Origin of the sequence: Flavobacterium restrictum (assembly GCF_007097245.1) — a bacterium.
In the GTDB taxonomy this organism is placed as follows: Bacteria; Bacteroidota; Bacteroidia; order Flavobacteriales; family Flavobacteriaceae; genus Flavobacterium; species Flavobacterium restrictum.
This window is the reverse complement of sequence record NZ_VJZT01000002.1, coordinates 178,119-191,205: the sequence shown is the minus strand read 5'-3', so window position 1 is coordinate 191,205 and position 13,087 is coordinate 178,119. Positions and strand designations below refer to the sequence as shown.

Annotated in this window: 10 protein-coding genes and 2 pseudogenes; 7 read left to right on the top strand and 5 right to left on the bottom strand. The window is 32.4% G+C overall.

Annotation, left to right across the window (positions count from 1 at the left end; all coding sequences use genetic code 11):
- The first annotated feature begins 1 nt into the window (after nucleotide 1).
- The 6 genes and pseudogenes from FNW21_RS02955 to FNW21_RS02930 form a co-directional block, all read left to right on the top strand.
- Nucleotides 2-454 (top strand): hypothetical protein, encoded by a 453-nt coding sequence (locus tag FNW21_RS02955; protein WP_144255242.1) that lies wholly within the window; start codon nucleotides 2-4, stop codon nucleotides 452-454.
- A 44-nt stretch (nucleotides 455-498) separates the two neighbouring features.
- A pseudogene (locus FNW21_RS16500) lies at nucleotides 499-597 on the top strand (ribosome biogenesis GTP-binding protein YihA/YsxC); the annotation flags it as partial.
- A gap of 161 nt (nucleotides 598-758) precedes the next feature.
- Complete coding sequence (locus tag FNW21_RS02945; protein ID WP_221932043.1) at nucleotides 759-2,369, top strand: hypothetical protein; 1,611 nt, start codon at nucleotides 759-761, stop codon at nucleotides 2,367-2,369.
- Nucleotides 2,370-2,469: 100 nt separating this feature from the next.
- A complete protein-coding gene (locus tag FNW21_RS02940) occupies nucleotides 2,470-2,871 on the top strand; it encodes a hypothetical protein (protein ID WP_144255240.1) in 402 nt (133 codons plus the stop codon).
- 79 nt (nucleotides 2,872-2,950) lie between these two features.
- Entirely contained in the window at nucleotides 2,951-3,499 is a 549-nt protein-coding gene (locus FNW21_RS02935) for a hypothetical protein (RefSeq protein ID WP_144255239.1), read from the top strand.
- Nucleotides 3,500-3,519: 20 nt separating this feature from the next.
- Nucleotides 3,520-3,678 (top strand): annotated as a pseudogene (locus tag FNW21_RS02930) (ribosome biogenesis GTP-binding protein YihA/YsxC); the annotation flags it as partial.
- Between the two features lie 71 nt (nucleotides 3,679-3,749).
- Here FNW21_RS02930 and rpe read toward each other — a convergent pair.
- The 4 genes from rpe to FNW21_RS02910 all read right to left on the bottom strand — a co-directional run bounded on the left by rpe (nucleotide 3,750) and on the right by FNW21_RS02910 (nucleotide 10,214).
- The gene (rpe, locus tag FNW21_RS02925; RefSeq protein WP_144255238.1) at nucleotides 3,750-4,415 is read right to left on the bottom strand and encodes a ribulose-phosphate 3-epimerase; all 666 of its coding nucleotides are present in this window, start codon (nucleotides 4,413-4,415) and stop codon (nucleotides 3,750-3,752) included.
- Between the two features lie 256 nt (nucleotides 4,416-4,671).
- The gene (locus tag FNW21_RS02920; RefSeq protein WP_007137700.1) at nucleotides 4,672-5,535 is read right to left on the bottom strand and encodes a sigma-70 family RNA polymerase sigma factor; all 864 of its coding nucleotides are present in this window, start codon (nucleotides 5,533-5,535) and stop codon (nucleotides 4,672-4,674) included.
- An 89-nt stretch (nucleotides 5,536-5,624) separates the two neighbouring features.
- Nucleotides 5,625-8,192, bottom strand: coding sequence for a DEAD/DEAH box helicase family protein (locus tag FNW21_RS02915; protein WP_144255237.1), 2,568 nt, complete (start codon nucleotides 8,190-8,192; stop codon nucleotides 5,625-5,627).
- A gap of 96 nt (nucleotides 8,193-8,288) precedes the next feature.
- On the bottom strand, nucleotides 8,289-10,214 hold the full coding sequence (locus FNW21_RS02910; protein WP_144255236.1) for a DNA methyltransferase: 1,926 nt from the start codon (nucleotides 10,212-10,214) through the stop codon (nucleotides 8,289-8,291).
- Nucleotides 10,215-10,669: 455 nt separating this feature from the next.
- Here FNW21_RS02910 and FNW21_RS16765 point away from each other — a divergent pair, with 455 nt between their 5' ends.
- The gene (locus FNW21_RS16765; protein WP_394344685.1) at nucleotides 10,670-10,831 is read left to right on the top strand and encodes a hypothetical protein; all 162 of its coding nucleotides are present in this window, start codon (nucleotides 10,670-10,672) and stop codon (nucleotides 10,829-10,831) included.
- A gap of 77 nt (nucleotides 10,832-10,908) precedes the next feature.
- On the opposite strand, the gene FNW21_RS02905 is transcribed toward FNW21_RS16765, so the two are convergent.
- A complete protein-coding gene (locus tag FNW21_RS02905; protein ID WP_144255235.1) occupies nucleotides 10,909-13,035 on the bottom strand; it encodes a polyribonucleotide nucleotidyltransferase in 2,127 nt (708 codons plus the stop codon).
- Nucleotides 13,036-13,087: the final 52 nt, after the last annotated feature.

Below are 13,087 nucleotides of genomic sequence, written 5' to 3'. Positions count from 1 at the left end.
TATGAAAAAGTTAATATTATTGATTTTATTTGTACAAGTTACAAGTTGTGTAACAGAAACAGGGAATGAAAGACATTATCATTATGAGATTGTAAATAATTCGGGCGTTAATATAGAGATAATTCCTTATAAAAACCCTGACAATAGTCAAGCAGATGTGTCAAAAAAAATTAGTATTCTAAACGGAAAATCGTATTCTAAAGAGGTTTCTGTTTCTCCCCCTTATGCTGACAATCTTGATTTTCAACGAATGCTCTATGAAGGTTATTTGACTAAAGTCTGTTTTACATTTAACAATAGTAAAAAAATATTGTATGAATATTGTCCAAACGGAATTTGTTTAAATGATCGAAATATTTTTAACTATACTTTCAATAATGAGACAACGGAAATATATACAATAACTCCAGAGGATTATCAAAATGCTATAGATTGCGGCGGTAACTGCAATTAAAAAGCTTTAAAATTAGAGCTTTAAAAAAAATATCGTATTATAATTTTGTAACATCTGCCACTGAATCTACTGGAAAAGAAGAATTATTGACCTACATAGACGAAGTAAATCAGGAGGTTTTCAAGAACCAGAATGAGTTTTAAAATTAAATCTCTAATTATTGTTGTTTCGTTAATGTTGAATTAACAGTATTTATATTTCATTTACGTATGTTTGATGCTTAATTTAATCTTTAACTTATGAGAACAGAACAGAACAGAACGGAACAGAACAGAACAGAACAAAAAGTAAATTATTCAAGGCATTGTTTTTAATGTTAGTTGTTTTAAATTTAACTTCTTGTCAGAATGAGCCTTATGACAGTTTTACACCTGTTGTAATAAACAAACAAATAAGCGTTAAGAATGGTAGGTTGTTCTTTCAAAACAAAGAGTCATTAATTAGCGTTTTCAAAGATTACACTACTGCTACTGATGAAGAAATTGATAAATTATTAAACCCACTATATCAAAAAGGGTTTTATTCATTAAGACCCATAGTTACTTCTAAAAATGAAGATTTTTTATACAATCATTACAAAGAAAAATCTAAAAAAAATACTTACCTCAAAAGTCTTTCTACCGCAGCAGATGATGAGTTTATTGATAGTTTTGATGCTGTTGAAAAAATTATAGGAGATGATTTATATGCTTCATTTTTAAATTCTGATGGAGAAATTCAAATTGGTAATCAAATCTGTAAATATACTGATGTAGGCTTATTTATAACAAGTATAGAAAATTACAATTTACTGGAAGATTATTTAGTTTCTAAAAATATTTCTAAAGACATGAAAATAGCAACTGAACAATCAGTAAAAGAAGCTATTCATAATGAATTTCCAAATGAAGGAATAACAAATATTAGTGGGGATTTGGAATATTTCAAATTATCTGAACCTGAGACTGATGTTACTAATAAAACTACGAATACTAACAAGCCAAACCTCACTTCTCGTTCTGCATCAATTGACCCAGCCTATAATGCCTTTTTGTCAAACTTAAATCCTTGTAGCCCTGAATCTGGTTTGTTTGGTAGCCTTTTTGGAGACAACAATATTTGCATAGATCAATATCAAAGCCGCAGAAGGGTCAAAACAAAAGCATTTAACTATAATTATTTTTTTGTGTATCATTTGGGAGTAAAATGTGTGAATCAATATAGAGGATGGACAGGCTTGTGGAGAGTTGAAGCAGCAGATAAAATAAAGTTAATAGTCGAATCTGCACAATTTGAGTATAATGCGAATAAATTATTAAATAATGTAATGATTAATAATCAATCTCAAAGCAAGACTTACTATGTAAATAATCAACAAATTTCATATGCTCCAAATAATATGACAATAAATGGATTTACATATACAAATTTAAATGAGTCAGCGTTACCTCAAGTTTTACAAAACGACGGATTGGGTTTAACATTTGAATTTTTTGGCACTGGTAATACTGGATTAGATAATCTTATACAAAATGGTGTTAATAGTAGTTTGAAAGCAAGTCAATTAAATAATTACTTTTATGATGGATTGTATTCAATCATAACTTCACAATTAAGAAGTGCATTGCAAAATAATATTTATTTGCCGCCTGCAAATAGAACATTTGTAGCTAAATTTCCAGAGAACGGAAAGGTTATTATTCAAAAATCTTTGTTGGATGAAGGAACTGGAATTGGTGTTAGAGAAAAAACATTTGATTGGGGAGCAGAAATTAAATTTAAATTTTCTGACAACGGAAGTCAAGATTGGTCTATGAGTGGTGCTGGATCTGGAAATCAATTAATAAGACCAACTAATTTTAGAGTAAAAATAATAGGAGCGGTTTATAATGCTGGTGCATGGCATGGAAATAAATTTAACATAGGAATAGAGTAGCATGAAAAAAAGTATAATTTTCTTATTTTTATTACAATCTTTCATTGTTTTTTCGCAAGATAAAAAAGAATCTATCTTTGAGTACTTGAACATGACGTCTATGTCAATAACCAAAAACACGGAAAGCTATTTTACTGGGTTTAGCAAAACTGATGAGCGGACATCTGACGGCTCAAGTGTTGAATTAAATACAATCCAAGGGGTGGTTATCTATAATTTTATTGCTATTTCGACAGGTTTTAGTGTTGATTATAATATAAAAGAGAGTTTTTTATCAACTCCAGTCTCATTAGATTTTCGATTATTTTCAAATGAAGATAGATCAAATTGTTTGTTTGGCTACTTACAAACAGGCAGAAATATAAAGTGGTCAAATTCGTTCGACGGGAAAGGAACTACATCAAAATTAGGGGTGGGTCTAATTTTTTCAAATAACGAAAAGGTTTCGTATTACGTAGATATTTTTAAAAAATCAAAAAGTATTGAACTGGAAAAAAAATAAAGATAGGGGTAATTATAATATTACAGCCTTTGGTTTATCTTTCGGTGTAATATTTTAAAAAATTTAAAAAACAAACAAAATGAACATAAAAATAATATATATTAGTTTGGCTGTTTTATTAGGTCAATATATAAATGCACAAACTGCAAGTGTCGAAAAATCTATTTATTCTGTCCAATTTGGGCCGTTAGGATTTTGGTTAAATAATGAATCAAGATTGTCTAATGAATTTAGTTTAAGAACAGAAATTGGGTTTGATGCTGGTGTGAATTTAAAATTCGGAAATCAAACGAATTACACTTTAGCTCCAAGTCTAAACATGGAGCCTCGGTGGTACTATAATTTTACTAATAGAATGTCAAAAAATAAAGATTCAAAAAATAATGAAGCAAATTTTTTATCTTGTCGTATTAGCTATATTCCTGACTGGTTTGTTATTTCAAATAAGAATAACACAAATATTCCAAATCAAATTTCCCTCATTCCAGAATGGGGAGTAAGAAGGAATATCTTGAAATCTAATTTTAATTATGAAATAGGTATAGGAATTGGCTTTCTTTATGATTTTGAGAATAAAAGCTTTGACAGAGCCAATGATTTGCATTTAAGAATTGGTTATACCTTTTAAAACGTTTGACTTCAATTTTGCATATCGCTGCTTACAAGAAACAAATGTTTGCTAATAACTGGGCCGAGATGCCACATTATTTTGTAACATCCGCCACTGAATCTACTGGGAAAGAAGAATTATTGACCTATATAGACGAAGTAAATCAGGAGGTTTTCAAGAACCAGAATGAGTTTTAAAATATATTTTACAACAAAAAAATCCAAAGATTTTGTCTTTGGATTTTTTATTTAAAGCTATTTTGAAACTTTTACAAAGCAGTCAATTCCTTCAAGTTGGCAATAGTTTGTGTTGGGTTTTCGGCTTTGAATACAAAGCTTCCTGCTACAAGCACATCAGAACCTGCTTCTACAAGTTGTTTTGCGTTTTTATTCGTAACGCCACCGTCAATTTCTATTATCGTATTAGCCCCTTTTCTAGTGATCAAATCTTTTAATTTTCGCACTTTTTCGTAGGTGTTTTCTATAAATGATTGTCCTCCAAAACCAGGATTAACACTCATAATACATACCATATCAATATCGTTGATGACGTCCTCTAGCAAGTCGATACTCGTATGCGGATTGAGCGCAACACCCGCTTTCATTCCTTCGTCCTTGATGGCTTGAAGCGTACGGTGCAAATGGGTGCAGGCTTCGTAATGCACTGTCAAGATATTAGCGCCCAATGATGCAAATGTTTTAATGTATTGATCTGGATTTACAATCATCAAATGCACATCAATTGTTTTTTTGGCATGTCTTGAAATCGCTTCGAGTACGGGCATTCCAAAAGAAATGTTGGGAACAAAAACGCCATCCATAATATCGATATGAAACCAATCAGCTTCACTGGCATTTATCATTTCGACATCACGTTGTAAATTGGCAAAATCAGCAGCCAAAACAGAAGGGGCAATAAGGGTGTTTTTAGACATTTTTTTATTTTTTGTATCGTTTGTGGAATTCACTAGTGTTCCAATTGTGAATCTTCTATACGATGGAGTGATACAGTTGTATTATTTTGCAAAGGTAGTATAAAAAACAAAAACTCCGGTAATCAGCCGGAGTTTCAATCATCAATCAAAAAACGAACAGTTAATCAGACTGTTGTTTGCTGTATAGTCGAAAGTCAAATGTCTAAAAGTAAAAAGAAACCTTTAGACTTTTTGAACTTTCTAACTTTAAGACTAATTAGCCTAAATACGTTTTCAAGATTTTGCTTCTGGAAGTATGTTTCAATCTACGGATTGCTTTTTCTTTGATTTGTCGAACACGTTCACGCGTTAGATCAAAAGTTTCGCCAATTTCCTCAAGCGTCATTGGATGTTGATCACCAAGACCAAAATATAAACGAACAACATCCGCTTCTCTTGGAGTCAAGGTTTCTAGTGAACGCTCAATTTCGGTACGCAATGATTCGTGAATTAATTCTCTGTCTGGATTTGGAGATTCACCTGAACGCAATACATCATAAAGGTTGGAATCTTCTCCTTCTACAAGCGGTGCATCCATAGATAAGTGACGACCAGAATTTTTCATGGATTCTTTCACGTCATTTACGGTCATGTCCAGTTCTTTGGCAATTTCTTCAGCAGAGGGCGGACGCTCGTTAGATTGTTCTAATAAAGCATACATCTTGTTGATTTTATTGATAGAACCAATTTTATTTAAAGGCAAACGAACGATACGAGATTGCTCTGCCAAGGCTTGCAAAATAGATTGACGAATCCACCATACAGCGTATGAAATGAATTTGAAACCACGAGTTTCATCAAAACGTTGTGCTGCTTTTATCAAACCTAGATTTCCTTCATTAATCAAATCGGGAAGTGTAAGCCCTTGGTTTTGGTATTGTTTGGCTACCGAAACTACGAAACGCAAATTGGCTTTTGTTAATTTCTCTAACGCTTTTTGATCGCCAGCTTTAATTTTTTGTGCCAATTCTACTTCTTCGTCAGCGGTAATAAGGTCAACTTTACCTATTTCTTGTAAATATTTGTCTAATGATGCAGTTTCACGATTGGTTACCTGCTTGGTGATTTTAAGTTGTCTCATGTTGTTGTCTCCTCAATTTTTTAAGTGTACAAATGGTTATACGTACGGAGTTGTATTAAAGTTACAAAAAAGGAGTAAATAAATTTTGTTCAAATCCCCAAAACCGATTCTAACGATTTTTTAAAGTCATTTTCGATTTTGTTATTATAAAAAGGAACTCCCGTAATTCTATATTTATCGGTATTAATTTTTATCGTTCTTTTTTCTCCTTCTATTTCTTTAAGAAAATCTTCTTTCCATTTATCATGAGAAATTAAATGCCCTCCTTTAGGCTCAATGAATACTTGAAAAGTCAATTCTTCACCTTCTTTTTGCTTGCAAAATAAAAGAAAATCGGGTTCAAAAGCACGACCTAATTTATCAATGATTTTTATTTCCCTTTCATTTCGGATTAAAAAGATATTATCAAATTTTTTGTTTAAACTTTCAAATCGCCCAGCAAACATTTTTACAAAATCTTTCTCTTCGCTTGTCCCGTAATTCGCATTGTAAACATACCACGGTTCATTAACTACTAAACTTTCTTGTCCATCAGCTCTCTCATCGTATCTATTTATTTTTAAAGATTTGTCTCTAAAAACCTCGTGCACTTTTTTCTGAATATAATCCGACCCTTCGTATTGCGTTAAGTTTGCTTTTATCTCGATTTCAATAGCAGATAACAGTCCTTGAATTGCTAGCAAATAGTCTTTGTTCGAAATGTTTTCTAGTCGCTTTTTATTACCAACAAAAGCAATTTCAAGATTACCTAAATAGTCTTTGTCGTTGATAAAAAAACTTGTTGACGGAATATTTGGAAAGTATTTTGATAATTTATCGAAATGGAAAAATGGATTTTGAGCTAATGCATATCTAATAATATGTTGATTTAGTATCTCATTCAGCTTGACATCTTTTGCAGTACTTTTATCGTCTGAAATTTCAAAATCAGAGCTAAACATTCCTGACATTCTTCCACTTCCCGAAGACAAAATGTACTCATAATTTTTTTTGACAACACCTAAATCGGCAAATGATTTCACATTAGCATAACTCTTTTCTTTTCGCTTATTATAAACAACCGTTCCTGTTTTATAAAAATCAGTTGTTTTAAAATCGTCTTTTAATTCAAGAGAGAATTGAATAAAATCTTCTTCTTTCTCTGTGCTTCCAAAATGTTCTAGTGCTTTTTTGAGTTCCGAAATGTATTTACTTTCGTCTTTGGTATGATAATATAACTCTTCTAAAACCTTAAAATCATTATCTATTGCATCATCATATTTCCTTCTGTATTTGTCTTGGTCAATATCCAAAGTAAACGGAAAATAGCGCGCTCCTCTACCTATTAACTGTGCTTCGGCAACAGTAGTTTTTCCAAATGTTTTATTAGAACCTCCCGAATTTTGTCCTTCATACAAACGCACAATATCAAACAAATTCAAAACATCCCAACCTTCATTTAATTTTTGAACTGCAAAAATCGCTCGAATTGGATTATTCGCATCCTCAAGTGTATTCAATTTTATTTGATTGGCTTCGGCTTCTTTTTCGTCATTGGCACTCAAACAATTTTCTGGACGAAAATTAGATTTTAGCCTTTTAGCCAATTCATTTGAAGATAAATGAATAGTGTCAAAAAATGAAAAAGCTTTCTGAACAATTGCCACAGTTGAAGTTTCTCGAATAGCATCAATACTACCTCCGTCTAAACTTTCTATCAATTGATGAAAATTTTGCTTATTTTGTTCAGATTCTTTTATGGTTTGCTTTGCCTTAAAAAGAATTACAGGTTTCAAATTGATGTTTTGTTTGGTCGCCAATTCCTGACGGTATTGATTAAGGATAATGGCTTGAATAACTCGTTCTTTTTCATCATAATTAGACCGAATTAAATTGATTTCTTTTGAAAATTTATCCAATCGAAACTGTTTTAAATCGTATTTAAACAGTACTTTATCTTCATATTTCTTGACAATATCTTGCTTTTCATAATCTAAAGTAGCGGTAAATTCTAACAATATATTATTCAAATCTGCCTGATGAATATCCTCAATCAGTTTTTCCCAACTTTGAAATAATTGGGTCTGACTTTGCGTATTAGCATTGTAATGATGTGCTTCATCGCCCAATAATACTATTTTTCGGTTCTTAAAATCCTCTAAACTCAATGCGTTTTCTTTCTCACTTTGAACCAAATCTGAATGTAGTTTTTGAATCGAAGTAAAATGGATATTGATATTTCTATCATCGGCTTCATCAAAGTTCCGCACTTCTTTTACATATACTTTCTGTCCATTGACAACAATATCCTGATTGAATAAATATTTACTAGCCGAAGAATTTAAAAAATTCTCTCTGGTCTTATCCAAAATGGTATTAGAATGTACAAAAAACAAAAAGTTACAATAACCTTTCTCGTATAAATACAACATTAATCCTGCCATAATAAGCGTTTTACCGCTTCCTGTAGCCATATTGTACATCAAATGAAATGGTTTTCTCGGTTTCCCTTCAAAATCTTCATTATAGAAAAGTATGAAGCGCTGAAAAGCTTCTTTTTGATACTCTCTTTCTCCGTAACCTGGTTTAAGATTGTCTGAAATATAATTGGGGATTTCAACTTTTGAAATAGCAATTTTACCAAAATTATCTTTTAATGTGTCGTATAAATAAGCCATAGTCCTGTTGTTTTATTATACCTACAAGGTTTGAAAAAAACCTTGCAGGAAATCGAGTTGACCTGCAAGGTTTCCAAAACCTTGTAGGTCTTTTATCTATTTCTTGAGTTGATAAAAATCCTGTGTTACTTTTAATTCTTCAGCAGTACATTCAAAATCAACATCTTTTAAAGACGAAAGATTAACATACAATTGATTTTTATCCAATAAAGCAATCAAAAGTTCTTGTTGTACCGAAAATTCTAGTTTTTTGAAGTCTTCTATATGTGCTGATTGTTTTTGAATAGCGATATTATAATTCAGAAAGGATTTATTTTTCATCTCTTCCCAAATCCCAAATAAGGTTTCGCTGTCTTTGGCTTCAAGTATTTTATCTACAAAAGTTTGATTGTATTTTTTGAGTTCTAAATAAGTAAAAGAACCACCGCCTTGCCAATTGACGGATTTAGAGATTCCACCTTGTTCACCCGCAATTACTTTTTTAAGGCGTTCAACAGCAACAGTTTCTATATAATCTAATTGTTCAATCCCAATATACTGTCTTTTTATTTTATGAGCTGTAGCACAAGTAGTTCCGCTACCTAGATGATAATCAAGTACAATATCGTTTTCTTCAGTTACAGCTTTAATTAAAAAAGCAATTAATGTTTCTGGTTTAGGATATGAATCAAAATTTAATTTTAGAGAATCAATATGTTTTTTTGAATCCTCATTCGTCTCTACACCAATAGCTTTTGACAAATAGTTTTCATCCAAAAATTTATCAGGAGCAATATTTGAAGCTGTTTTTCTTTGATATCTAATTGAAAATAAATTTGATTTAATTAAAAAGTAAGTTCCTTTTGTAATCTCATCATCCAAAAAGGATTGTTGCCACTTAAACTGTCCTTGTAATCTAATTGTATTTTTATTAAGTCCATTTTCTACAACTAAATCGTCAATTATTTCAATTTTATCATAATTTCCTTTTTTATAAATTCCATCAGCAATTTTGAATTGAATTAATCCATTTTGAAATTCCAATGTTGTTATTGGGTTACCGCTATTTAACAAAGGTGCGTCGTCATTATCACTATTTCTTCCTTTGTAACCTTTTGAAGTATTAATAGATTTTTCATAGCAGTGTATAAACTCAATATTTTTTCTAGATTTTTTAGATAATGTTGGTGCATTGTCAGTATTTTTCCAAATAAAGGTTTCTATAAAGTTTGATGAAGTAAAAATATCATCCATCAAAACTTTTAAATAACCTTGTTCATTATCATCACATTGAACAAATATCACACCTTCATTTTTCAATAAATCCCTTGCAACAACTAACCTATTCCTCATAAAAGTCAGCCAAGTAGAATGATTAAAATTATCATTATACTTAAATCCATCACTTCCTGTATTATAGGGTGGGTCAATATAAATGAGCTTTACTTTTCCAGCAAACTCTTCTTTTAATGAATGCAAATCCAACAAATTATTGCCTTTTATAACCAAATTATCGGTTATTGTTCCTTGCTCATTTCTAGTAAAACCTTCAAATGCTTTTTCTCCCTCTGCTGTGAATGTTTTCACATTGGTTACTACTTTTGGGTCTAGTAATTGGTTGATTTCGTCTTGTGCCAAAACTTCATTAAAGAAAATTTCTTCCCGTTTGTCTTCCTCTCGGCTTTGTCCTCCTTCGAGAACACAATCTTTGTAAGGCCAAACTAGAGCTACTTCGTTTCGTTGGTTTAGGAATTTACCATCAGTCGTTAATCCTATTTTGTTTTTGTAAGCAGTAAAACTATCGTTCAAATAATTCTTTTGCTCCATAAACTCTATAAATAATGCTTGGTTAAAAACCAGCACATCTTTAATAGGAATAAAAAAATGAGTTTTAACTTCTGGATTTTCTAATAATATGGAGATTAATTCTGCATCGCAATTTTGTGCTTTGCTAATAATTACCCATTTTTTCAAGTCACCGTCATCGGTTACATAATTGGGTTCGTTTTTTAAGACTGCTTCGACCGTAGCGTATAGTTTCATGTTTTTTGTTGGAGTAACAAAAAGAAGCGCAGACTAATTACCTTACTTGTATTCTGCGGGATTCGACGCCCGTACCTACAAAGCAAAGTAACGTCCACGCCTATGCATGAACGTTAGCTTAAACTTCCCTGTAGGTATTTTGAAGTGTCGAATTTTCAGAATACAGGTTCTTTCGCTAAACGCTAATTTTTATATGTTGTTATTATCTATTTATCTTTTCAAAATTGATTTTTGTTAGTTGTAGCAAATATAGTTGATTAAAATGATGAATAAAACCAAAAAAACGGATTCCTGTTCAGGAATCGGAGTTCGTAGTGTTTTTTGGGTATGATATAAAAATGACATGTGAAAATACATTTTTGTATGCGTGCAACTTACAACGTGTATAAGAAAGCATTGTTTTTTATACACGTTGTAAAAACGTGTATAAATAGGTTGAATTTTTATACACAAAAATAGATTTTCTGGAGCACGAACTTAAAATTCATCGTCACACAGCAAGAACTTATTTGAATGCTTTGGAAGATGACGAAAATAAATTTTTGACAAAAATTAAAATAGGAAAGAGCAATTATTTTATTAACGAAAAATTACTTCAAGTTCTTAAAAATAGATAACCAAAAACCCCGTTTCAAAGGAATGAAACGGGGTTCTTTATAAAATATACTTTTAGTAAAATAAAAGGATTTACTAATTAAGATTCTCTTGGAGGTCTTGGCATCAAAGCTTTTCTAGACACTTTTTCTTTACGCGTTTTTGGGTCTAAACCTAAATACTTAATCATAAAGACATCGCCCATATTCACTACATCGGCAACGTTTTCAGTGCGTTCCCAAGCCAATTCCGATACGTGAAGCAATACTTCGTTTCCTGGAGCGTCAAGATATTCTACTACTGCACCAAAATCAAGCATTTTGATTACTTTAACTTCATACGCTTCGCCCATTTGTGGTTTGAAAGTAATCGATTGGATTTTTGCTAATACAGCTTCAATTCCTGCAGGATCAGTTCCAAGAATTTCAACAATTCCCATATCATTTTCCTCGTTGATAACGATAGTACAACCGGTTGCTTTTTGCAATTCTTGAATCACTTTTCCACCAGGACCAATTAGGGCACCAATGAAGTTTCCAGGAATGGTACGCATCAAGATTTTTGGAGCGTATGCCTTAACATCTGCTTTTGGTTGCGCCAAAGTATCTGTAAGTATGTTCAAAATATGCAAACGACCGTCTCTAGCTTGAGCCAAAGCTGCTTCCATGATTTCGTATTTCAATCCATCAATTTTGATGTCCATTTGACAAGCGGTAATTCCTTCAGAAGTTCCAGTTACTTTGAAATCCATATCTCCTAAATGATCTTCATCACCTAAAATATCTGATAAAACTGCAAAACGATCCCCATCCGTAATCAATCCCATTGCAATTCCAGAAACGGGACGAATCATTTGAATACCAGCATCCATCAATGATAATGTTCCAGCACAAACGGTAGCCATTGAAGAAGAACCATTTGATTCTAATACTTCCGAAACCACACGAATCGTGTAAGGACAATCAGCAGGAATCATGTTTTTCAAAGCACGTTGTGCTAAGTTTCCGTGACCAACTTCTCTTCTTGAAGTTCCTCTCAACGGACGCGCTTCTCCTGTAGAAAATGGTGGAAAATTATAATGTAAATAGAATTTTTCTTCTCCTTGTTCAGAAGGGGAATCAATTTGGTTGGCTTCTCTAGAAGTTCCTAAAGTGGCTGTTGCCAATGCTTGCGTTTCTCCACGAGTAAACAATGCAGATCCGTGAACCGATGGTAAATAATCTACTTCACACCAGATTGGTCTGATTTCTGTAGTTTTTCTTCCGTCTAAACGAGTTCCTAAATCTAAAGTTACGTTACGAACGGCTTCTTTATTAGTTTTGTAAAAATATTTAGAAACTAAATCGCCATCAACTGCCAATTCTTCTTCAGAGAATAAAGCTTTTACTTCTTCTTTTACTTCTGCAAATGCTGCTGTACGCTCTTGTTTAGAAGAACCTTTGCTTGCAATAGCATAAATTTTATCGTAAGCTGCTGCTTTTACTTTAGCGTAAATAGCATCGTTTGTTTTTTCTTGTTCGTAGGTACGCACTTCTTTTTTTCCAAAAGCGGCTTGCAAACGTTCTTGCGCTGCAATTTGGTTTTTGATGTGCTCGTGCGCAAATTTAATGGCTTCTACCATTTCTGCTTCCGAGATTTCTTTCATTTCACCTTCTACCATGGCGATAGAATCGGTTGAAGCGCCAATCATCATATCGATATCCGATAATTCTAATTGTGCACGAGATGGATTGATGATAAATTTACCGTCAATTCTTCCCACTCTGGCTTCTGAAATCAACGTTTCAAAAGGAATGTCAGACAAAGCCAAAGCTGCCGAAGCGGCTAAACCTGCTAATGCATCTGGCATTACATCTTCGTCATGAGACATCAACTGAATCATAACTTGCACTTCTGCGTGATAATCTGATGGGAAAAGCGGACGCAAAACACGGTCAACTAATCTCATTGTTAATACTTCGTTATCGCTTGGACGTGCTTCTCTTTTGAAGAAACCACCAGGAAAACGACCTGCTGCTGCAAATTTTTCGCGATAATCTACCGTAAGTGGTAAGAAATCGATACCTGGACTTGCTTTTCTTGAGGATACAACTGTTCCTAAAATAACAGTTTTTCCAATACGTACTACTACAGATCCATCAGCTTGTTTGGCTAATCTTCCTGTCTCGATTGTGATGTTTCTGCCATCACCTAAATCGATGCTTTCTACAAATAATTGTGGAATCATAATTTTTTTTCTAATTGTTTATACAATGGTTTTTTAGTTGTGTGTAGTTGTT